Source organism: Rhodococcoides fascians A25f (genome assembly GCF_000760935.2).
Classification (GTDB): Bacteria; Actinomycetota; Actinomycetes; order Mycobacteriales; family Mycobacteriaceae; genus Rhodococcoides.
Window position 1 is genome coordinate 1,656,407 of record NZ_CP049744.1, and the last position, 20,410, is coordinate 1,676,816.

The 20,410-nt window shown below is 64.5% G+C and carries 21 protein-coding genes; 12 read left to right on the forward strand and 9 right to left on the reverse strand.

What is annotated here, in order from left to right:
• The first annotated feature begins 2 nt into the window (after positions 1 to 2).
• The 3 genes from BH93_RS07990 to BH93_RS08000 all read left to right on the forward strand — a co-directional run bounded on the left by BH93_RS07990 (position 3) and on the right by BH93_RS08000 (position 2,481).
• The gene (locus BH93_RS07990; protein WP_037171615.1) at positions 3 to 1,346 is read left to right on the forward strand and encodes an MFS transporter; all 1,344 of its coding nucleotides are present in this window, start codon (positions 3 to 5) and stop codon (positions 1,344 to 1,346) included.
• A gap of 135 nt (positions 1,347 to 1,481) precedes the next feature.
• Positions 1,482 to 2,033: a hypothetical protein gene (locus BH93_RS07995; protein ID WP_037171614.1), complete on the forward strand. Its 552-nt coding sequence runs from the start codon at positions 1,482 to 1,484 to the stop codon at positions 2,031 to 2,033.
• A 124-nt stretch (positions 2,034 to 2,157) separates the two neighbouring features.
• The gene (locus BH93_RS08000) at positions 2,158 to 2,481 is read left to right on the forward strand and encodes a hypothetical protein (protein ID WP_037171612.1); all 324 of its coding nucleotides are present in this window, start codon (positions 2,158 to 2,160) and stop codon (positions 2,479 to 2,481) included.
• Positions 2,482 to 2,494: 13 nt separating this feature from the next.
• Here the strand turns inward: BH93_RS08000 and BH93_RS08005 are convergent, their stop codons facing one another.
• A complete protein-coding gene (locus BH93_RS08005; protein ID WP_037171611.1) occupies positions 2,495 to 3,868 on the reverse strand; it encodes an FAD-binding oxidoreductase in 1,374 nt (457 codons plus the stop codon).
• A gap of 70 nt (positions 3,869 to 3,938) precedes the next feature.
• On the opposite strand from BH93_RS08005, the gene BH93_RS08010 reads away from it, so the two are divergent.
• Positions 3,939 to 5,687 (forward strand): helix-turn-helix domain-containing protein, encoded by a 1,749-nt coding sequence (locus BH93_RS08010; RefSeq protein WP_037172156.1) that lies wholly within the window; start codon positions 3,939 to 3,941, stop codon positions 5,685 to 5,687.
• On the opposite strand, the gene BH93_RS08015 is transcribed toward BH93_RS08010, so the two are convergent.
• Positions 5,673 to 6,662, reverse strand: coding sequence for an SDR family NAD(P)-dependent oxidoreductase (locus BH93_RS08015; RefSeq protein WP_037171609.1), 990 nt, complete (start codon positions 6,660 to 6,662; stop codon positions 5,673 to 5,675). The genes BH93_RS08010 and BH93_RS08015 overlap by 15 nt on opposite strands.
• A 71-nt stretch (positions 6,663 to 6,733) precedes the next feature.
• Here BH93_RS08015 and BH93_RS08020 point away from each other — a divergent pair, with 71 nt between their 5' ends.
• The 4 genes from BH93_RS08020 to BH93_RS08035 all read left to right on the forward strand — a co-directional run bounded on the left by BH93_RS08020 (position 6,734) and on the right by BH93_RS08035 (position 10,537).
• Complete coding sequence (locus BH93_RS08020; RefSeq protein ID WP_037171608.1) at positions 6,734 to 8,647, forward strand: alpha-amylase family protein; 1,914 nt, start codon at positions 6,734 to 6,736, stop codon at positions 8,645 to 8,647.
• A gap of 73 nt (positions 8,648 to 8,720) precedes the next feature.
• A complete protein-coding gene (locus BH93_RS08025; RefSeq protein ID WP_037171606.1) occupies positions 8,721 to 9,677 on the forward strand; it encodes an alpha/beta hydrolase in 957 nt (318 codons plus the stop codon).
• Positions 9,678 to 9,693: 16 nt separating this feature from the next.
• Entirely contained in the window at positions 9,694 to 10,053 is a 360-nt protein-coding gene (locus BH93_RS08030; RefSeq protein ID WP_037171604.1) for a VOC family protein, read from the forward strand.
• A gap of 10 nt (positions 10,054 to 10,063) precedes the next feature.
• Entirely contained in the window at positions 10,064 to 10,537 is a 474-nt protein-coding gene (locus tag BH93_RS08035; RefSeq protein ID WP_037171602.1) for an SRPBCC family protein, read from the forward strand.
• Here the strand turns inward: BH93_RS08035 and BH93_RS08040 are convergent.
• Together BH93_RS08040 and BH93_RS08045 are read right to left on the reverse strand one after the other, a co-directional pair.
• A complete protein-coding gene (locus BH93_RS08040) occupies positions 10,503 to 11,384 on the reverse strand; it encodes a PE-PPE domain-containing protein (protein ID WP_037171601.1) in 882 nt (293 codons plus the stop codon). The two genes, BH93_RS08035 and BH93_RS08040, sit on opposite strands and share 35 nt — an antisense overlap.
• Positions 11,385 to 11,459: 75 nt before the next feature.
• A complete protein-coding gene (locus BH93_RS08045) occupies positions 11,460 to 12,833 on the reverse strand; it encodes a WS/DGAT domain-containing protein (RefSeq protein WP_052064833.1) in 1,374 nt (457 codons plus the stop codon).
• A gap of 194 nt (positions 12,834 to 13,027) precedes the next feature.
• On the opposite strand from BH93_RS08045, the gene BH93_RS08050 reads away from it, so the two are divergent.
• On the forward strand, positions 13,028 to 14,380 hold the full coding sequence (locus BH93_RS08050) for a sialidase family protein (protein WP_155290848.1): 1,353 nt from the start codon (positions 13,028 to 13,030) through the stop codon (positions 14,378 to 14,380).
• Positions 14,381 to 14,446: 66 nt separating this feature from the next.
• Here the strand turns inward: BH93_RS08050 and BH93_RS08055 are convergent, their stop codons facing one another.
• Together BH93_RS08055 and BH93_RS08060 are read right to left on the reverse strand one after the other, a co-directional pair.
• Positions 14,447 to 15,268 carry a hypothetical protein gene (locus tag BH93_RS08055; RefSeq protein ID WP_032380573.1) on the reverse strand — a complete coding sequence of 274 codons (822 nt, stop codon included), beginning with the start codon at positions 15,266 to 15,268 and terminating at the stop codon, positions 14,447 to 14,449.
• Positions 15,269 to 15,429: 161 nt separating this feature from the next.
• Positions 15,430 to 16,008, reverse strand: a complete 579-nt coding sequence (locus tag BH93_RS08060) for a TerD family protein (protein WP_032380864.1) — start codon at positions 16,006 to 16,008, stop codon at positions 15,430 to 15,432.
• A 228-nt stretch (positions 16,009 to 16,236) separates the two neighbouring features.
• On the opposite strand from BH93_RS08060, the gene BH93_RS08065 reads away from it, so the two are divergent.
• Positions 16,237 to 16,986: a DUF1906 domain-containing protein gene (locus BH93_RS08065; RefSeq protein WP_032380574.1), complete on the forward strand. Its 750-nt coding sequence runs from the start codon at positions 16,237 to 16,239 to the stop codon at positions 16,984 to 16,986.
• A gap of 128 nt (positions 16,987 to 17,114) precedes the next feature.
• Here BH93_RS08065 and BH93_RS08070 read toward each other — a convergent pair whose 3' ends face one another.
• Positions 17,115 to 17,975, reverse strand: coding sequence for an Rv1157c family protein (locus tag BH93_RS08070; protein WP_052064894.1), 861 nt, complete (start codon positions 17,973 to 17,975; stop codon positions 17,115 to 17,117).
• A 300-nt stretch (positions 17,976 to 18,275) separates the two neighbouring features.
• Between BH93_RS08070 and BH93_RS08075 the strand changes: the two genes are divergently transcribed.
• Positions 18,276 to 19,493 (forward strand): mannosyltransferase, encoded by a 1,218-nt coding sequence (locus tag BH93_RS08075; protein WP_037171598.1) that lies wholly within the window; start codon positions 18,276 to 18,278, stop codon positions 19,491 to 19,493.
• Here BH93_RS08075 and BH93_RS08080 read toward each other — a convergent pair.
• Positions 19,438 to 19,719 carry a 4a-hydroxytetrahydrobiopterin dehydratase gene (locus tag BH93_RS08080; protein WP_037171596.1) on the reverse strand — a complete coding sequence of 94 codons (282 nt, stop codon included), beginning with the start codon at positions 19,717 to 19,719 and terminating at the stop codon, positions 19,438 to 19,440. The two genes, BH93_RS08075 and BH93_RS08080, sit on opposite strands and share 56 nt — an antisense overlap.
• 14 nt (positions 19,720 to 19,733) lie before the next feature.
• On the opposite strand from BH93_RS08080, the gene BH93_RS08085 reads away from it, so the two are divergent.
• Positions 19,734 to 20,159 carry a (deoxy)nucleoside triphosphate pyrophosphohydrolase gene (locus tag BH93_RS08085; protein ID WP_037171593.1) on the forward strand — a complete coding sequence of 142 codons (426 nt, stop codon included), beginning with the start codon at positions 19,734 to 19,736 and terminating at the stop codon, positions 20,157 to 20,159.
• On the opposite strand, the gene BH93_RS08090 is transcribed toward BH93_RS08085, so the two are convergent.
• A complete protein-coding gene (locus tag BH93_RS08090; protein ID WP_094609726.1) occupies positions 20,125 to 20,301 on the reverse strand; it encodes a hypothetical protein in 177 nt (58 codons plus the stop codon). The two genes, BH93_RS08085 and BH93_RS08090, sit on opposite strands and share 35 nt — an antisense overlap.
• Positions 20,302 to 20,410 lie beyond the last annotated feature (109 nt).

Below are 20,410 nucleotides of genomic sequence, written 5' to 3' on the forward strand. Positions count from 1 at the left end.
CCATGCCTGCAGTCACGTCGAAGCCCGAGATCGAGACGAGGGTGGTCAAGAAGGTCGCCCGACGCATCATCCCGTTTCTCGGGTTGGCCTACTTCGTCAACTATCTCGATCGCACCAACATCGGTCTCGCCAAGCTGACCATGAGCGACGAATTGGGTCTCACCGAAACGATGTTCGGTCTGGCGTCAGGACTGTTCTTCATCGGATATCTGCTGTTCGAGGTGCCCAGTAATTTGGCGTTGCACAAATTCGGTGCCCGACGGTGGATCGCTCGCATCATGGTGTCTTGGGGAATTGTGGCTGCCGCCATGGCATTCGTGCCGACAGCAGGGTGGCTGTACGGGCTACGGATTCTTCTCGGCATCGCCGAGGCCGGCTTCTTCCCCGGTGTGCTGCTGTACATGACGATGTGGTTTCCGCGCGCCTACCGAGTCCGTTTGATGGGCCTGTTCATGCTGGCACTGCCGGTGTCGTCGGCGCTCGGTGCGCCCCTGTCGAGTGCGATCATTCAGTACATGGACGGGCTGTTCGGACTGTCGGGTTGGCGGGTGATGTTCCTCCTCGAGGGCATTCCTGCGATCCTGCTCGGAGTGGTCACCTGGTTCTATCTCACGGATCGGCCCTCGCAGGCGAAGTGGCTCACTGTCGACGAGAAGGCCTGGCTTACCACCGAATTGGAGTCCGAGGACGCTGTGAAGGACGGGCACATCAGCGGCTCGGTCAAGCGCGCTCTCGGTGACGTCCGGGTCTGGATGCTCGGCCTGGTGTATTTCGGCATCACCTACGGTCTCTACTCCCTGAGTTTCTTTCTGCCCAGCATCGTCGCCGGATTCAAGCAGACGTTCGATACCGACTTCTCACTCGTGACAACGGGTCTCATCGTGGCCGTGCCGTTCGCAGTGGGCGCAGTGGCGATGGTGCTTTGGAGTCGACACTCGGACCGGACGGGCGAGCGAACCTGGCACGTCGCGATCCCCACCCTGATCGGTGCGATCTCCATTCCGTTTGCGCTGTACATGGATTCACCGTTCACCACCATGATCGCGGTGACGGTCAACGCGGTGGGCGTGTTCTGCGCACTCCCCGTGTTCTGGTACCTGCCCAGTACGTTCCTCACCGGAGCGGGGGCAGCGGCGGGAATTGCCGTCATCAACTCGGTCGGCAACACCTCGGGCTTCGGTGCCCCCTATGTGACGGGGTGGCTGCTCGACGCCACCGGCAACGCCAAGGCCGGGTTATGGGTCGTCGGCGGTGTCATGCTCATGGCGGTGGTGCTGGTGATCGCTCTGCGCAGCCGAATGGGAGTCCGCTCCGAGAGCAATACGGATGTGCCGGTGGCGCACTGACGAACCGGCTGCGTAGTCACGGAGCGGAGCATCTTCTACACAGCCGGATCCAGTCCCCGCACCGAACACCGGACATACTCGACGGATGACGAGTCGTGGGCGGGTCCGGAGCTGGGCGAACGTCGGGATGGCGCAGTGAACAGTCAGCGACGTAAGGCCGCGTTCGCGGCGGGCGTAGTGGGTTTGCTGGTGGGGGTAGCGATTGCGATCTCGTGGCACATCTTCGTGGCTCCGCGATTCGATTCGGAGCGGTTGGCCGCTTCCTCCGAATCCTCGGTCGCAGTCGTGGTGGGATATCTGATCGAGTATTTCGAGCCGGCACCAACGTGGATTCCTACTGTGATCGTGTTCCCAGGGTTCTCGGCCATGGTGTTCTGCCTGCTCGGGTTTGTCTGTGCACGCGGTGTTGTGCAACCCCGAGTTCCGATTGCTCTGGCTGGACTTGTCGGCTCGGTGACCGGCGGTCTTCTCGGCCTCTGCGCGGCTGCCTGGGCGCATATTTCGCCGCCTACCTATTGCGGACTCACCGATACGCGACCATTTCGCATCGAGCTCAGTAGTCAGGGGTATTTGTGGTTCATTCTGCCGCTGTGTGGTGGGCTCGTCGGCTTGGTTGTGTCTGCGGCGGCTGTAGCGCTTCTCAGAAAAAGGTCCGGTACCGGGACGGACGGCGGCCAGGTGGTTTAGTCCCTCGACCGTTTGTGCACGGGTCTCTTTCGACTATGTGAATATTGAGACGCGGAACCCGGGCGTACTGCTCTTCGGCCTGGGAGACTGCGCGCTGACAAGAGTTGGAAGGGGAGACGAGTACATGTCGCTTGCGTTGTGCGCCATCACGTTCGCTGTTCTGTTCCACGTCGTGGCAGCTCGAATCGCATCTCGAGAAAACTACGGCCGTAAGTTGCCCACGGTGAACGGCTCGTATCCGGTCAGACCTGCCCAGCGTGCCCGACGTGCCCAGGCTGCTGGATGGATACTGAGTATCGTCGGTGCGCTACAGCTCGGCAATCATTTCTGGCTGACCGAGCCGTGGTTGGCGATGGGTCTCATGGTGGCCGTTCTCTTGTTGGTCAACGGCCTGCCGAGTCTGCTGGTGACCGCGCTGCACAACGGGAATCTGCGCACTCAACCGTAGGATCTCAGCGCTGTCAGGGCGCGAACACCTTGCCCGGGTTGAGGATTCCGTGCGGATCCAGTGCCTTTTTCACCGCGCGGTGCATGTCCAACACCACCGGATCGAGTTCTTGCACCAGACCGTCCATCTTGAGTAGCCCCACTCCGTGCTCGCCGGTCACGGTGCCGCCGAGTTCCAAAGCAGCGTCGATGATCTCGGCAAAGGCGGCCTGAGCGCGCTCGCGGGCCGGAAGGTCGTCGTGGGGTGTGATCAGTAACGGATGCAGGTTTCCGTCACCGGCGTGTGCGATGTTGGCGATCGTAGTCTCGTACCGCAGGCCGATCTGCTCTATACGGGAAAGCATCTCGGGCACATGCTTCTTCGGTACACACACGTCCTCGGTCAACACCGGACCCAGTCGCTCCATCGCCGGATACGCCAACCGGCGGGCCGCGAACAGCGCGTCCGCCTCCTCCTGATCGGTCGAGACTGCAGACCACGTGGCCCCCGCCTCGTCGAAGCACGAGAGCATCTTCTCGGCCTCCTGGTCTCCGATGAGTCCTGGATCGTCGATCCGCCCGAGCAACACCACATTCGCCTCGACCGACAGGCCCATGTTCTTCCAGGCGTCGACTGCGATGAGGCACTGCTTGTCGATCAGTTCCAATGCGGAGGGCGTCAATCCGGCGGCGGCAACCGCGGCCACGGCACGACCGGCGTCGACGATCGAATCGAAATAGCCGGCAACGGTCCGCTGCGGATCCTGGAGCGGGCGCAGCTTGAGGGTCACCTCGGTGATGATGCCGAGCGTGCCTTCCGATCCGACCATCAGACCCGCAAGATCGTATCCGGCAACGCCCTTGGCTGTTTTGCGCCCGAGCCTCACCAGTTCTCCGGTTCCGGTGACCACCTGCATCCCCATGACGTAATCGCGGGTGACGCCGTACTTCACACAGCACAGCCCGCCCGCGTTGGTGGCAACGTTGCCGCCGATGGTCGACCACGGTGCACTGGCCGGATCCGGCGGGTACCAGAGACCGTGCTCGGCGACCGCTGCTCGCAGGTGATCGTTGACCACTCCCGGCTCCACGACGGCGTATCGCTCGAGCTGGTCGATCTCCTTGATCGCATCCATGCCGTCGAGGGCGACTACAACGCATCCCTCGGTGGCGTTCGCGCCCCCGGACAGTCCGGTGCCCGCCCCGCGAGTGACGACGGGTGCGCCATGGGCCAGGCATGCACGAACGACAGCCTGCACTTCTTCGGCGCTGCGGGGCCGCACGACGGCAACTGGCACCGCAAACGGTGCCCATTCCGCTTCGTCGTGCTGGTACGACGCGATGACGTCGGGATCGACGACGACGCGGTCCGCGGGGAGAGAATTCGACAACTGTTCGACGAGCGACATATCTCGACTCTAGCTGTGACCTGGGTCTCGGCCAATGTAGGTTTTCTCTATGTCGCCCGTGAAGTCATGGATGGAATTGCTGCTGGCCGATGCGTCCATCGACGAACTGGAAGCCCACCGTCGAGCACATCCCGGTGCCGAGGCGCACGCGGCCTCGAGGCTGCGCGCGTTGCTCGATCAGCGCAAACAGCGCAGCACCGAACTCTCGGCGCTCAACGACATCGCGGTGCGCCTGACCACCGTGCGAGACAATCGGATTCTGTTGCAAGAGGTGGTGGACCAGGCGCGCACACTTCTGGGCGTGGATCTGGCCTACATGGGTTCGGTGTACGGGAACGAGTTCGTCATCGAAGTCACCAGCGGTGCACTGACGCCGAAGCTCGTGGGCATCAGGCTCGCGCAGGACGAGGGGCTGGTCGGCCTCATCGTGCGCGGAGCCTCGCCGTCGTGGACTCCCGACTATCAAAGCGAACCTGCCTTTCGGCACATCACCGGAGCCGACAGCGCAGCGCGATCGGAGAACATGCGCGGCTTGCTGGGCGTACCGCTGCGGGTGGGCGACCGTGTGATCGGCGCATTGTTCGCGTGCAAACGGTCGGAGCGGGATTTCGCAGACAGTGAGATCGCTCTGCTGTCGGCACTGGCCGCACACGCGGCCATCGCCATCGAGAACGTTCGAGCGATCGACAAACTCGAAACACTCAACGCCGAGTTATCCCTTCGCACGGCGGAACTGGAACAAACGCTGCAATGGGACCGCACGTTGACCCAGGTCGTGCTCCAAGGGGGCGGGGTGCGGAGCCTGGTTCGGGAGGTAGCTGCGGCCACCGAACGCCCGGCGTATTTCATGGCGGATGTCGCGTCCGTGCCGGCTGCTCTGGAGTACACGGCAACCACAGTCGAGACTCTCGTCGACCGCTGTAGGGAGGGCGCGGATACGGCCGTCGACGACGCGATGACCGCTCACCGGGTGGTAGCAGCGGGCCACTTTCTGGGGGTGCTGATCTCCGTCGGCCCGGAGGACCATCAAACCCGTTTGCTTCTCGATCGGGCCGCGCCGGCCATTGCGCTGTCGTTGGCCGAGGAGCGTGCAGCAGCGGAATCTGCACGCCGCGCGCAGGACGCCTTTCTGGTGGATCTGCTTCTTCATCCCATCTCGTCACCCGATGACGAACGCAGGCAGTTCCACCGTGCCGGACTGACGCCGGACGTGACGTACTGCGTGGCAGTGGGGCAAGGGAATGCGTCGAGAGCCGAGTTCGAAGCCATTGCACTACCTCCGGGATCGGTAGTGGCGGAGCAGGGTTCGAGGGTTCTGCTCGTCGTGCCGGCCCGAGAATCCGCTGCCGTTCGCCGCATGATCAACACCCGTGCGACGGTGGGAATCTCCGAGCCCGCGCGAGGTGCCGACGCCCTGGCAACGGCATTCCGCGAGGCGCAACAAACCGTCGATGTTCTGACGACCCTGGGCAGGGACGGTGAAGTGTCCTCGGCCCGCGGTCTGGGGATCTATCGAATCCTGCTCAGCCACATGGCCCGTGAACACTTGGACGAGCTCACCGAGGAACTGCTCGGCCCCTTGATGGCGGAGCAGAACAAGCGCGGGGTTCCGCTGATGGAGACGCTGTCGGTGTATCTCGCACACGGACGGCACCATTCGGCTACGGCGTCGAGCCTGGGTGTGCACGTCAACACGCTCTACCAACGACTCGAGGCAATCGACCGGCTGATCGGTACACAGTGGCGCGACCCGGACGATGCCCTCGATCTTCAGGTGCTGATGCGGTTGCGCAGATCGGCCGACCTACTCGGTCTGTGAGTCACCGGCCGCGGGTTCGATCTCGATTCCCGTTGCCTCGACCACGCTGGCCCACAAAGCATCTCGCACGCGAGGTGAATCTCCGCGCCAGGAAGGGTAATGAGTCGGGCGCGGCGCGCGGTCGTGCCAGAATGTGCCGGTGCTGGTCAACGCGGGATCGGCTGCCACGAGCCAGACGATGGTATCGGCTCCGTCGTCGGCGCTGCGAAGAATCGGCTTCATCACCGAACCGAACAGTGGCATGGAGCCGGTGACCCCGTGAGTCGACGCCCAGCCCGGGTGCATGCTGTGCACCACCGGATCGTCTTCGAGCGAAAAGCGTTCGGCCAGTTGCTCGGCCACCACCACCTGCATGCGCTTCGTGCGCGCGTACGCCGTCATACCGGAGTACTTGCCGTTCTCGTACTCGAAGTCCGAGTTCTGCAAGGGCACCGCATACATGCCGCCGCTCGAGACGAACACAACTCGCGATCCGGCGTCGAACAGCTCTCGCAATCCCACGGTCAACGCGACCGGTCCGAGAACATGGGTGGCGAAAGCGGATTCGTGTCCCTGCGCAGAGAGTTGCCGTCCATCCGGCATCACCCCGGCGCAGTGCACCAGTGCATGTACCGACGTGAGTTCGGACGCCAGAGCCGCGATCAACGCCGCCACGGAATCGAGATCGCTGATGTCGCACTCGTGCACTACGAGAGAGGCGTCGGGCACCTCGGTTCTGATGGCCGCGGCGGCGGACTCGAGTCGGTCGGCGGATCGGCCGACCAGGTGCACCCGTGCCCCGAGCCGCGCGAGTTCTTTCGCAGTGGCGGCTCCCAAACCGGACGACGCGCCGGTCACCACCATGTCTATGGGGGAGGGGAACGGCGTCGGATCCGCGGCCCAGAACCGGCGACGCACCGTGGCACCGATGCGGGAGTATCCGGGAACGATTGCTCTGTCGAGGATCGTGTCCACCGTGCGGCTCAGCAATGACATGCCGCTCTGATACCCCGCGGTAACCGGATGTATGCGCGTCCGCACGCTGGGGTCGATGCCAGAATGAGTCCATGATTCACCCCGCCGTCTCCGACGTCACCCGCGAGATCCTCGCCGAACTTCCCGCACACCGACGCGAGACGTTCGAGTTGCGTCTCGAGCAGTGGTTTCCCGATCTGCACGACGCGGTCACCGCCGTCTATCCCGATCCCGACACCGTGGCGGCCGGACTGGTGGACATCGCCGCTCGCGCCTATGCCGCCCGAGCCGAGGATCTGCACAGGCTGGACCAGCGCCGACTGCTCGAGCCCGACTGGTTTCAGCAGCCGGACATGTTCGGCTACGCCTGTTACGTCGACCGGTACGGACGGACGCTGCGCGGGGTGGGTGAGCGGCTCGACCATCTGACCGACCTCGGTGTCACCTACCTGCACCTGATGCCGTTGCTGCAGCCCAGGCCCGGCGACAACGACGGCGGATACGCGGTGATGGACTACCGCGCCGTGCGAGAAGACCTGGGCACCAACGAGGATCTGCGCACCCTCGCGCAGACGCTGCGTCAACGCGGCATCAGCCTGGTGGTCGACCTGGTTCTCAATCACGTTGCTCGCGAGCACGAGTGGGCGGCCAAGGCTCGTGCCGGTGATCCGAAATACCGCGACTACTTCCTGATCTATCCCGATCGGACCACTCCGGACTCGTACGAGCGCACTCTCCCCGAGGTATTTCCCGACTTCGCTCCCGGCAGTTTCACCTTCGACGACGAGCTCGGGGAATGGGTGTGGACGACGTTCAACGAATGGCAGTGGGATCTGAACTGGGCCAATCCTGCTGTGCTGCAGGAGTTCGCGAGCGTGGTGCTGCATCTGGCCAACCTGGGGGTGGAGGTGCTGCGCCTCGATGCCATCGCGTTCCTGTGGAAGCGGCTCGGCACCAACTGCCAGAATCAACCCGAGGTGCATGCGGTCACCCAGGCTCTGCGCGCCACCGCTCGACTGGCTGCTCCGGCCACGTTGTTCAAGGCCGAGGCGATCGTCGGACCCCGCGATCTGCTGCCGTACCTGGGTCAAGGGCGGCACACCGGACGAGTCTCGGACATCGCATACCACAACTCGCTGATGGTGCAGGTCTGGTCGATGTTGGCAACGGGCAGTACGGCTTTGGCGCGTCACGCGTTGGCGTCGCTGCCCCCGACGCCGCCGAGCGGAACCTGGGTGACCTACGTTCGCTGCCACGACGACATCGGCTGGGCAATCGACGACGGCGACGCAGCGTCACTCGGACTTTCGGGCGCAGGGCATCGGCACTTTCTGGCCGACTGGTACTCCGGTGAATTCGAGGGCTCCTGGGCCGAAGGCCTGGTGTTCCAGTACAACCCCGACACCGGCGACCGCCGGATCAGCGGAACCGCGGCCGCGCTCACCGGCCTTGGCCCGTCCCGCCTGGATCCCGACGGCGCGTTCGGGCGAATCTTTCTGGCGCACGCCATCATTGCCGGTTGGGGCGGCATTCCCGTCGTGTGGAGCGGGGACGAGCTCGGCTCCCCGGGAGACCCGAACTGGGCAGATGATCCGGCTCATGCCGAGGACAACAGGTGGGTGCATCGCCCCCGCGTCACCGACGCCGACCGCGCCGGTCGGTTCGAGCAGGGGAGCGACGCGCAGCGGGTGTTCGACGGTATCGCTCGAATCGCGAAGGTGCGCGCCGGTCTGCCGATGCTCCACGCCGAGGCTCCGGTGGACGTGCAGACCGAATCGGACGACGGTCTGCTCGTCGTGCGCAGGCGTCATCCGAGCGGCACCCTGGTCGGCCTCTACAACGTGACGGCCGACCATCGACCCTTTCCCCACGCGCAGCTGATCGAACTCGGCATCCCGGCTCCGACGGAGGTGCTCTCGCAACACGATCTGCACGTCGACGACACCGGATCGGTGTGGTTGCCCCCATACGCGGCGTGGTGGATCGTCGACAGCCCTCTGCGCTAGAAGGAGCGTTACCGTGACCGGGCTGTTACCCTCCCCGAGACGGTCGGTCGATACGAACAAGGGGACAATCTCCATGCTGCATGCTCGGATACGAAGTCTGGTGCTCGCTGTGGTGGCGGTATTGGTGGCCACGATGGCAACGGTGCTGATGGGGACCGGTGTGGCGAGGGCCGATTCCGAGCTCGTCTACGTCTACTCGCCGTCGATGGACAAAGACATCCCGATCAAGGTGCTCAAAGCTGCCGGTGGGGGACCCGCGCCCACCCTGTATCTGCTCGACGGGCTGCGCGCGCCCGAGGACAACAGCGGTTGGCTGATCGAGACCGACGTCGAGAGCTTCTTCGCCGACAAGCACGTCAACGTGGTCATTCCGTTCGGCGGCGGCGGAACCTTCTACTCCGACTGGCAGCGCGACGACCCCAAGCTCGGACGGGTGAAGTGGGAAACCTTCCTCACTCAGGAACTGCCGCCCGTCATGGCCGATCGTTTCGGCAGTGACAACGTCAACAATGCCGTCGCAGGACTGTCGATGAGCGGAACCTCCGCTCTCAACCTGGCCGCGCATCGTCCGGATTTCTACAAGGCGGTGGCATCGTTCAGCGGTTACCCGACCGCGAGCAGCCCCGGATTTGCGCAGGGCATCTCGGTGGCCGTCGGCGAGATGGGCGGCAACGCTCGCAACATGTGGGGCAGCTGGCCGTCCGCGGACTGGATCCGCAACGACCCGTCCCTCAACGTCGGCGCGCTGCGCAACACGGCAGTCTTCGTCTCTTCGGGGAGTGGCTCACCGGCTACCGACCCTGTGTTCAACCCGGCCAGCAGCAGCTTCGACCCGGTCAAGTTCGCGCAGATGGTTCCGCTGGAGACGGCCGCCGGCATGAGCAGCCGTGCATTCGTTCCGTTGCTGCAGGCCGCAGGCGGTCGACCCAACGTCAAGATCACCGGTACCGGTGTGCACTGGTGGAACCACTGGGAGCAGCACCTGCACGAGGCATGGTTCGAGACAATCGCCCCTGCGCTCGGCGGCTGATAGTTACTCTGGCGCCATGACGCCCCCGAGAATCACCGTCGACTACACGGTGCTGGACTGCCCGGAACCCGCTGAGCTGGCTCGCTTCTACAGCACCATCCTCGGGTGGGGATCGGTGGACGACGACGGCGACTGGGTGGTTGTCCATGGTCCCGGTGAACTGCGGCTGGCGTTTCAGCGAGCACCGGACTTCACCCCGATCGACTGGCCGAACGAGAGCGTCAAGATCCACCTCGATCTGGTGGTGGACGACATGGAACAGGCCAGGGACTTCGTCGTCGACGCGGGGGCGACACTCATCGACCACGCGCAGTCCTCGTTCTGGGTGTACCGCGATCCCGCTGGACACATCTTCTGCTTGTGCAAAAGAAAATGAAGGAAGCGTCATGGCCAGCGAAACCCACCCGGTACTCGTCGAGCGATCGGCCCTCGTCCGGGCCGACGCCGCAACCGTGCACGGACTGATCGACAACTTTCACGAGTGGGTGAAGTGGTCGCCCTACGAGGGACTCGACCCTGGTTTGCAGCGCACCTACACCGGTCCCGACGCCGGGGTGGGGGCGTCGTACTCGTGGTCGGGTAACCGCAAGGCCGGTGCCGGGACGATGACCATCACCGAGTCGATTCCCGCTGAACGGGTGGTGCTCGATCTTGCGTTCACCAAGCCGTTCAAGAACCGGAACGTCACGGCGTTCCTGCTCGAGCCTCACGCCGACGGAACCCGGGTGACCTGGCGAATGTCGGGAAAGCAGAACAAGCTCTTCGCTCTGATCGGAAAAGTGTTCTCGATGGACAAGCTCGTCGGACCGGATTTCGAGAAGGGCCTCAGGCAGCTCGCGGCTGTGGCCGAGAAGGGCTGAATCCGTCCTCGAGGCGGTCTGCCTGCTCGCTCAGCCAGCGCGCGAGTACCTGGCATCCGGTGAGTTCGCCGTCGTACGGTTCGCGCGCATAGGCGATGTGTCGGCCGCCGCCGGGGTTGGCCCACTCGAATCGGTGCCAGCGCATCGACTGTGGCAGATAGCCGGCCACCTCGGTGGCCGCGGTGCGGAGGCGTCGAACATCCACCACCCACTGGGAGGGTCGCAGGCGAGTCCGGGTCGCATTCTGGAAACTGTTGCTGCGCAGTAGTGTCCACAGTTCGCGCAGCCAGATTCTCGGGGTGCGAAACGACATCCAGCGGGTGAGGTCGGCGATGTCGCGAATCAGGCTGTCGTCGCTGGCGTTACAGATCATGTCGGTCTCGAGGCCGATCCACCGAACCGGAATCGACTGGGGCAGAACCGGACCCGTTCCTGCGACCCCTCGTCCATCGCATCCGCTCACCGCGCCGGCCGGTTGCTGGGGATCGGACACCAAGCCCGCAGCGACGATTCGGGTGCCGTCGATCGTTCCGTCGGCGACGAGTCCGAGCACCTCGCGCACAACGGTCGCACCTTGGGAATAGCCGATCAGCGCGATCGGCCCGGTGGTGCCTTCGACTGCGCGACGGAGGCGTCGGACGCCGATGTCGGCACTGTGCCGGAAGCACAGTCCACCCAGTGAAACAGGACCGTACGACGCCGGGTAGCCGACCCATCGGCCGACGAAACGGTCGTCGAGTTCACCGACCACGCAGGCGAGCAGTCCGGTCACCGACGTCCGGTGGTCGGACGGATGCGATTCTCCGGTACCCCCGACGGCGAGTACGGTGACGTGGTCCTGGTTCATGGTCTCGAGTCTGGCGGTCGAACCTGAGCTCGTCGCCCGGCAAATGCTGAGAACTGTCTGGCAGTTCGGTCCCGATCAGGTCAAGGCAGCGCGCACCTGTTCGAGGGCACCGCGTAGCAGCGCCTCGTATCGGTCCGGGTCGGGTACGGCGGCGCTGTTGGACGTGATTCCGATGGTGACGGTAGTGCCGATGCCGTGTATTCCGTGGGTCAGGCTCATGGCGGGGGAGAGGGCGGGAAAGCCTGCGGTGAACCGGACGCCACCGCCGCAGAGCGTCAGATCCGCATTGCCGCGCGAGACGCTGGACACGACGGTGTTGCCGGTGACCGTCGGTGGCGTCACGGTCGGATCGAACTGCGCGACTCCCCATTCGGCCAGAAACGCCGGCACGTGTACTTCGACCTCGTCTTGGGAGGCGCGGGCCGCCTCCGTCAGTGGGTGACTGGCGCGAACTCTCCGTGCGGCCAGGTCGTCCGAGATGAGGAGCATGCGTGTGCGAATATCCGGCTCTGCGGTGAACAGTCCGACTCCCACGTTGCCGAAGTTGTTGCGCGCGGGCCCACGTGTCTGTCGCGCGAGGGTCACCTCTGCGGCCAGATCGCCTGGAGTGTCGAGAAAGGCTTGCAGTGCAATCGATATGGCGGTGAGTGCGAACGCGGTGACCGTGGTGCCCTCGGCGTGCAGATCGGACTTCGGAAGAACGATGGTCCGCACGGACGTCCGGCCGGTGGGCGGTACGTCGAGGGTTGTCAGGGCCCGCGACCGAGCAGGCGGCGGGATCGAACCCGTGTCGGTGGCTCGCCCGAGGGCCAGCGCGTCCCGTCGAGCGCGTAGACCGCCGCGAACCATCAGCGCCACGCGCAGCGGAAGGACTGCAGCGGCCCGCACTGCGGAGGCCATTTCGGTCCCGGTGGAACGCGAGGTGCACTCGGTTGCGGGCGGGAGTCGATGTGTGCCGAAGAGGTCGCGGGCGGTCTTCGATGCCAGGGCTCCGTCGGCCGCAGCGTGCGAAAGTTGAAGTACAGCAACGATAGCCGGTCCTGTTCCGCCAGGAGCGTCGGAGACCTGCGAATACAGCTGTAGGCACCACACCGATACTCGGGGGTCCACCTGTTGCTCGAACGACGCCGAGATCGCATCGAGGCATTCCGACCAGGTGTGTGGTGTCCGGTGAACGATGATCGCGTCGGTGCACGGATTCGCGGACGTCCACCGGGGATAGTCCAGCCCGAGAGGTGCGTCGGTGACGTGTTGGCGCAGTACGTCGATGCGAGCGCTGCGTTCGAGCAGTCGGACCACCTCTGCATCGAGGTCGTCGGGTCCGGTGTCGAAGCAGTACAGCAGAAACTGGTCGCTGGGGATCTTCGACGCCATCCAGTACGCCCGTGCATCGGCCGGGTGCAGACGCATCGACTCGGGGCGATTGTCGTCGGGGCGATCGCGGGGCACACGGTAGAGCCTAAGCGCCGCGGCGGGACCGGGCCGGTTACGAACTGACCAGTTCGGTTCTGTGAACTCTCACCACCACGGGCCGAGGACTTCTTCGGTTGCCTCGGCGATTACTCGCCGAATCCCCGTTAGCCTGGGTCGATGCATCGCCTCGCCCTCCGTACGCAACGCCGCGAACCGGCATGGTCGGTGTCGTGACGCCCAGAGTTGCTTCGGGCTATCGGGCGGGTCTGCGTTCCTCGACCAACGCCGCCGCCTCGGCCGACTACGTCACCGACATCTCCTACACGGAGTACGGCTCGGCGGCCTGCACCCTCGGGGTCGCGTCGGACAACACCGTCTTTCTCGCCCCTGCCTTCACCGTCGACGGGATCGGTGTGTTGCGGTCGTCGGACTTCGGAAAGTCATGGCGCGCATCGGTTCCGGAGGGCATGCAGAACGGTGGACGTCGGCCGTATCTGTACTTCGACGATGTCGACGACCGACTATTTCTTCATGCCGGCACGTTCGGCGCGGCACCGCAGCGCCTGTTTCGGACGGGATTCGCTCTCGGGGTCAGCGACGACCGAGGTGAAACCTGGCGCATCCGAAAGGTGGCGTCCAAAGCCCGAACGAACGCGAAAATTTTTGCCGGCCCACGTAATTCGAGCAGTGGGAGGGTGACGTACCTGTCTGCTCCGACGCCGTTCGCGCTACGCGTGCGACCGCTGATCAACGTGACCCGTCAGGTTATCTGGCGGTCCTACGACGGCGGCGTGAAGTGGGAAGTGGCAGGCGGATTCGACATCGATCCGAAGAACATCCCCGGTCTACCGAGCCGCGAGTACGTCACGTTCGGCAAGGGCGTCGTCGGCCCGGATGGAACGGTCTACATCGGCGGCCGTTACGGTCGACGGTTCGCCGTGGCAGTCAGTCACGACGAGGGTCTGACCTGGGATGTCCGCATGGTCCCCGGGTCGGCACTGGCGAGGTACCACAACCCACTGCATTTTCTGCTGCTCGGTTCGCGCTATCGACTGCCGGAGTCGACGGCGGTCGACGACGAGGGCAACGTCTACGTGGTGTGGCCGGACCGCGACGGAGTGCTCCATGCCGCCTGGTCCTTCGATGGAACGGTGACCTGGTCGAGGCCGGTGGTCGTCTCCGCGCCCGGAGTGCGCGACGCCCGACTCGCGGCCATCACCGCCACCGGGTCCGGGCGAGTGGGCATCGCCTATTACGGGCGTGAGCGAGGGCGCGCATTCCACGGGTTCATCGCGCAGTGTCGTGACTTTCGCACCGGCCGCCCGGTGTTCGTCGGCGGCAAGTACAACGAACCCGACGCGCCACTGTTTCCGCACGGCTTCCGCGGTGGCGTCAAGGATTTCGCGTTGGGACGCTCACTCGACGACATCGTTCGGGTGCACTTCGCCCCCAACGGTGACCTGCTCACGGGAGCCGCGATGCAGATGCGAGGAAGGAACCGGCAGCGTCCGTGGGCGGTGCGCTCGGAACGCACCGAGATGCAGGCAGTACTGGGAAGGCTGGGCCGAGCAGTCGAAGCTTGAGCATCGAAAGGCCCTGCAGCACATGCGCTGCAGGGCCTTTCGACTTTCGATATCAGGCGACGTTGATCAGGCGACGTTGACCAGACCCACGGTGGGGAAGAAGAAGCAGCTCTTGTCGGTGCCGTCGATTCCCTTGTGGTTCACCGTGCCGAACACCGCCGCAAGGACGGTTCCCGATCCGGTTTCCACGGGCACGGCGCGCGCACCGGCAGCGGGCAATGCATTGAGTGCGTTGACCACGAGAGGCCGGGCCAGTTCCTTCAACTCTGCCGGAATGCCGGAGTTGTCGAGGATCGACTGGGCGAGAGTGGTGGCCAGCCCACCGAAGTCGGCGAAGCCGCCCTGCAGGGTGTTGACGTTGAACCACGCCACCTGCATGCCGGACTTGTCGGCCGAGTCGTTGACGATGCCGGCCGGAACGAATGCGAACATCGTCTCGCCCTTGTTCACCGCGTTCAGTTCGGGCACAGCGATCGAGGGCAGGCCGGGCAGAGTGGCGATCGGCGGCACGGTCAGCTGGGGCCACGGTCCGCCGGCACCACCGGCGACGCCCGGGACGATGCCGAGGGGTGAGGCACCCGTCGCCGCGCAGTTGATGGCCGCAGTCGGGTAGAAGAACGGTGTGATGCCGAAATCGGTCAACGCCTTGTTGGCTGCGTTCAGCGCGGCGAACGGATCGGTGCTCGCATCCTCGGCGACCGGGGTGCGTGAGTCGGCGATAGCGTTCGCAGCCGCGAGAGATGCACCGCCCTGACCCTGCAGTGCGGCAATTGCCTGGGCCAGTGGATCTGCCGGTGCAGGCTCCGCTGTCGCGGTAGCGGGGACTGCGAGCAATGCTGCGCAGGAGAGCGCGAGCGCGCCCGCCAGACGGCTGAGGCGACGAGACATGTGTGACTCCTGTGACTGATGTGGCTTATGTTGCGGTTGCGCTGATATCACCACACATCATCTCGACGCCACAAGTTCTGCCGGAATCCGTTGTTCAATCGAGACGGTCCGATCGAGACGGTCCGATCGAGACGGTCCGATCGAGACGGTCCACGAACGGTTCAGCCCACGTCGATGCCGAAGTCCCGAACGATTCCTTCCAGGCCCGATGCGTAGCCCTGGCCGATGGCGCGGAATTTCCATTCGGCACCGCGGCGGTAGAGCTCACCGAACACCATGGCGGTTTCGGTGGAGGCATCCTCGCTGAGGTCGAAGCGGGCGAGTTCGCGTCCGTCGGACTTGTCGACGACGCGGATGAAGGCGTTGACGACCTGACCGAAGTTCTGCCCCAGCGCGTCTGCGTTGTGAATGGACACCGGAAAGACGATGGAGTCGACCTCCGGGGTCAGGGCCACCAGGTCCACATCGATGCTCTCGTCGTCGCCCTCGCCTTCGCCGGTGCGGTTGTCACCGGTGTGCTCGATGGCGCCGTCGGGGGAGCGCAGGTTGTTGTAGAAGACGAAGTAGAGGTCGCTCAGTGCCTTCTTGGTGGTGCCGAGGCCGATGGCGCTGGCGTCGAGATCGAAGTCACCGCCGGTGGTGGCACGGACGTCCCAGCCCAGTCCGACGGAGACAGCGGTCAGGTTCGGTGCTTCCTTCGTCAGTGAGACATTTCCACCCTTGGCAAGAGTTACGCCCATGTCCATCCACTCCTTCGCGCGTTCGACCGTCGATCGTTCTACCCACCCTATTCATGCATGCGTTCAGGGTGCCCGAGTTGCCGATGTGATGCCCGTGAGAAGGGCGTCGGGTGTGAGCAGTGGGGCTGGCGGTACCGGTGGGATTGTGGTGGGATACGACAAAAGATCACAAATTATCAGTGGTGGTGCAGTTCTGTGAGTAGGCGCGCCGCGGCGATCGATCGAATGATGGAGATTTCAGTGCAGGTTTCGCGACGTGAACTGTTCAAATACGCCGCCGCAGGGTCCGCTGCCGCCGTCGGTCTGGTTGCGCTGGGGACGGCGACCGCGCACGCGGACGCCGGACTGGGAACACTCGTCGACTACTCGGGCGGGGTGCCGTCGGCCTCGGCGATCAAGCAGGCCGGTCACCTCGGGGCGGTGCGGTACGTCTCCGATCGCCGACCCGACGCGAACTGGATGATCGGCAAGCCGATGCGTAAGTCCGAGGCCGACTCGCTCACCTCCGCCGGACTGGAGGTGGTCTCGAACTACCAGTTCGGAAAAGGAGCGACGTCGGATTGGCGCGGTGGGTACGCAGCGGGCGTGAAGCATGCCAAGCGCGGCCTCGAACTCCACACGGCTGCCGGAGGTCCCGCGGACCGCCCGATCTACGCGTCGATCGACGACAATCCCACCGCGGTGGAGTTCGCGACTCTGATCGCGCCGTACATCCTGGGTTGGCAGTCGGTGATCGGGGCCGAGAACACCGGCATCTACGCCAATTCGCCCACCATCGAATTGGCCTCGGTAGCCGGTCTCGGCCAGTGGTATTGGCAGCACAATTGGGGGACACCGAAGGGCTTCGTTCACCCCGCCGCGCATATTCATCAGATCCGAATCGACAAGGATTCTGTCGGCGGAGTCAAAGTGGACATCAACAATATTCTCAAAGCCGATTATGGGCAGTGGTCGAAATCCGCTGCCGATATCACCTGAATTACATCGATGTAATTCCGCGGTGTTTGTCGCATTCCACGATGTAAGTCGACTGTCCGAAACACCTTCGAAATGATTTCGCCCCCGGCTGACGAACAGCCGGGGGCGAAATGCGTTGTGCGCAGGATTTACGGAACGTAGACCGTTCCGATGGTGGGCAGGAAGGTGCAGCTGCGGGGAGCGGCCGCGGGATCTTCCTTCGACTGCGTGGTGATCGAGCCGGAGACCACCGACAGGACGCGTCCGGGACCGGTATCGGCAATGGCCGACAACGTTGCCGGGCCGTCGGCGTTGATCTTCGCTGCGCCGGTCAGGTCCTGCGTTCCCGAGCGACGGTTGTCGATGTTGAGCCAGGTGACGGTGAGCGGAGCGGACTGCTCGGCGGCGATGGGGGCGGTGCCGAGCGCAGTGAACACGAAGCCTGCCTGGCCCGCGGCCGGTCCGGGAGGAGGCAACGTGGCCGGGCCCGGTACGGCGAGGGCGGTTCCGACGGAATCGGCGGTGTCGGAGATGCACCCCTTGCCGAGCGTCGGGTAGAGGAATTGAGCGATGGCCGGTCCGTCGGCGGGCAGTTCCGGACCGCCGCCGCCGGATCCGTCCAGGAAGGTGATCACGGACTCGAGCAGCGACTTGACCTGCTCTGGCAGCTGCGCCGTTGCCAGCAGAGCGCGAGCCTGGCTCAACAGATCTGCGGCCGGAGCGGCTCCGACATCGGCGGGTCCAGCGGCAGCACCGACGATCGCGGGCGCGAAGGAGGCGAGCGCCTCGATGTCGGCCAGGTTGGGCATGGGCTCACCGGGAGCGGGAAGGAACTGAGCGATCAACGCGGCGGGATCGGCCGGTGCTGCAGGCAGATCGGCGGGCGCCATGGGCACCAGAGGCTGTGCGGATGCGCTGGTCGGCACGACGAGTGCGGCGGCTGCTGCAACGGCAAATGCCGTTACTACGCGACGCGTTCCGCGGGTACGAAGCACGGTGATAATCCCCATTCTGATCATGACGCGGGCCCCGGCGACAGCCGGTGCTCGAGGGGTCACTCTATGTAGCGCGATCCCCGATGTACAGCCGTTGACGTCGAACCCTCCCCATCGCAACTGTGCCAGGGCAGTCTATGTGGTCCACGCTGCGAATTCTCCGCAGGGCCAAACAATAGCCTGTTGCTGGAGTTATCAGTGTTAAAGGTGATGCAAATGTTACTCGTCAACCCATGTGGTTAGGGAAGGCCTGTGACGACCTATAAGCTTCGTTATCGATATACAGCACCGATACCGAACGGAACCGCACGCACAGTGAACCGACTCGTTCGGCTGGCCCCCGTTCTGTTGGCGATGTCGGTGATCAGCCGCTTCGTCTGGGCCTTCGTGACACCGAACGGCATGAACCTCGTCGATCTGCACGTCTACGTAGAGGGCTCGGCAGCGCTGCTGGGCGACAACCTGTACGACTACACCTACTCGGTGCAGACCCCGGACTTCCCGCTTCCGTTCACGTACCCACCGTTCGCCGCCCTGGTGTTCTTCCCACTGCATTACCTGCCGTTCACGGTGGTCGGCGTCGTCTGGCAGGCCGCGACCATGGCCGCGTTGTTCGCGGTGGTTCGGCTGGCGCTGTCGATGGTGCTGGGTGACGGGCGTGCCGCACAACCGCGCTGGGTGCGGATCGCGATGCTGTGGACCGCGCTGGGGCTGTGGTCCGAACCCGTACGGACAACTCTCGACTACGGCCAGGTCAACGTTTTCCTGGTGCTGCTGGCACTACTGGCTGTACGCAGCTCGCGGTGGTGGGTCGCAGGCGGACTCGTCGGCTTCGCCGCGGGAATCAAGCTGACCCCGGCGATCACCGGCCTGTACTTCCTGGCCACGCGCAGGTGGAAGGCCGCAGCATTCTCGGCCGTGGCCTTCGCGCTGACGGTCGCGGTCAGTTACGCGGTGCTCGGGCATCAGGCCGCCACCTACTTCACCACGTTGCTCGGCGACGCCGACCGCATCGGGCCCGTCGGTTCGGTCTGGAATCAGTCTCTGCGCGGTGCGCTGAGCCGGATCGTGGGCGAGGACGTGGGCCAGGGACCGCTGTGGATCGCCGCCGCGGTGATCGCCACGGTCCTCGCTGTGTCGGCATGGCGAGCAATCGATCGCCGCGACTACCTCGGAACCCTGGTCATCGTTCAACTCCTCGGCCTGTTGGTGTCGCCCATCTCGTGGTCGCACCACTGGATCTGGGTGATTCCGATGGTGATCTGGCTGGTGCACGGTCCACTGCGCGATATCGCCGGTGCCAAGCTCGTCGCGGGATACTGGCTGGTGACGGTCACGGTGGGGGTGCCGTGGTTGCTGGGCTTCTTCCAGGAATCGATCTGGACCATCCCTCGTCCCGGGTTCGAGGCGTGGGCGGGTGCCGTCGACGTGATCGGATCTGCTCTCTTCCTCGGCTGGGTCGTCTATGCGGGGCGCATCAGTGCACGATCAACTCGTCGATCCGACGCGCCAGATCCACATCCTTCTGCGTGAGACCACCGGCAGAGTGCGTCGAGAGCGTGAACGTGAGCGTCCGCCACCTGATGTCGATATCGGGGTGATGGTCCGCCTCTTCCGCGGCGTCGGCCACGCGGTTCACCGCCTCGATGGCTGCCGGGAACGAGCCCAGTTCGACGGTTCGCGTCAGGGATTTTTCCACCACCGTCCAGTCGGTGAGCTGGGCGTCCTCTATGTCGCGGTCGGTCAGCAGTTCGGTCATAGAAAGATGGTGGCATGTCCGGTACCCCTACCGCTGTGGTTGTCGCTGCCGCGTTGATCGAGAACGGCCGACTCCTGCTCGCGCAACGAACCCGTCCGCCGGAGCTGGCCGGCCGCTGGGAACTGCCGGGCGGCAAGGTGGAGCCGGGGGAGTCCGAGGACGCAGCGCTCGCCCGTGAGCTTCGCGAGGAATTGGGAGTCGAGTGCTCCATCGGTGCCGCGCTGAACGGCGATGTCGATCTCTCCGGCGGACTGGTGCTTCGTACCTACCGCGCGGCGCTCGTCTCGGGAACCCCTGCGGCGCTGGAACATTCGGCTCTGCGGTGGGTGGACGCCGAGACGCTGCCGACGATGGATCTGGTCGATGCCGACCGACTCTGGCTACCCGAGCTACTGGACATCCTGCTCACTTCGCCCGAGCGGTCTTCAGGCCCTTCTTGAGGTCTTTCTTGGTTGCGCCCGCCGATTCGAGCTTCTTCATTCGCATGATGACGACCGGGCATTTGATGCACCGAACCTTCTTGCGGCAGCATTTTTTCTTGGGCTTCATCCCCGAGACATCTGCGGCCTTTATCTTGCCCATGAGCACCAAGACTAATGGGTGGCGCAGGTCACAGACCTGAGGGTGGCGCGGGGCACGGTCGAACTACGGGTAAACTCGATCAGTCGCGAGAACCTCGCGGTGCAGCGCG

Bases quoted from the DNA above. Each gene is read 5' to 3' on its own strand.
- BH93_RS08025 (WP_037171606.1), top strand. From the start codon at position 8,721: ATGCTGCATGCTCGGATACGAAGTCTGGTGCTCGCTGTGGTGGCGGTA.
- BH93_RS08065 (WP_032380574.1), top strand. From the start codon at position 16,237: ATGGAGATTTCAGTGCAGGTTTCGCGACGTGAACTGTTCAAATACGCC.
- BH93_RS08055 (WP_032380573.1), bottom strand. From the start codon at position 15,268: ATGTCTCGTCGCCTCAGCCGTCTGGCGGGCGCGCTCGCGCTCTCCTGC.
- BH93_RS08060 (WP_032380864.1), bottom strand. From the start codon at position 16,008: ATGGGCGTAACTCTTGCCAAGGGTGGAAATGTCTCACTGACGAAGGAA.
- BH93_RS08035 (WP_037171602.1), top strand. From the start codon at position 10,064: ATGGCCAGCGAAACCCACCCGGTACTCGTCGAGCGATCGGCCCTCGTC.
- BH93_RS08080 (WP_037171596.1), bottom strand. From the start codon at position 19,719: ATGACCGAACTGCTGACCGACCGCGACATAGAGGACGCCCAGCTCACC.
- BH93_RS08040 (WP_037171601.1), bottom strand. From the start codon at position 11,384: ATGAACCAGGACCACGTCACCGTACTCGCCGTCGGGGGTACCGGAGAA.
- BH93_RS08085 (WP_037171593.1), top strand. From the start codon at position 19,734: ATGTCCGGTACCCCTACCGCTGTGGTTGTCGCTGCCGCGTTGATCGAG.
- BH93_RS08015 (WP_037171609.1), bottom strand. From the start codon at position 6,662: ATGTCATTGCTGAGCCGCACGGTGGACACGATCCTCGACAGAGCAATC.
- BH93_RS07990 (WP_037171615.1), top strand. From the start codon at position 3: ATGCCTGCAGTCACGTCGAAGCCCGAGATCGAGACGAGGGTGGTCAAG.
- BH93_RS08020 (WP_037171608.1), top strand. From the start codon at position 6,734: ATGATTCACCCCGCCGTCTCCGACGTCACCCGCGAGATCCTCGCCGAA.
- BH93_RS08090 (WP_094609726.1), bottom strand. From the start codon at position 20,301: ATGGGCAAGATAAAGGCCGCAGATGTCTCGGGGATGAAGCCCAAGAAA.
- BH93_RS08000 (WP_037171612.1), top strand. From the start codon at position 2,158: ATGTCGCTTGCGTTGTGCGCCATCACGTTCGCTGTTCTGTTCCACGTC.
- BH93_RS08070 (WP_052064894.1), bottom strand. From the start codon at position 17,975: ATGGGGATTATCACCGTGCTTCGTACCCGCGGAACGCGTCGCGTAGTA.
- BH93_RS08030 (WP_037171604.1), top strand. From the start codon at position 9,694: ATGACGCCCCCGAGAATCACCGTCGACTACACGGTGCTGGACTGCCCG.
- BH93_RS08010 (WP_037172156.1), top strand. From the start codon at position 3,939: ATGGAATTGCTGCTGGCCGATGCGTCCATCGACGAACTGGAAGCCCAC.
- BH93_RS08005 (WP_037171611.1), bottom strand. From the start codon at position 3,868: ATGTCGCTCGTCGAACAGTTGTCGAATTCTCTCCCCGCGGACCGCGTC.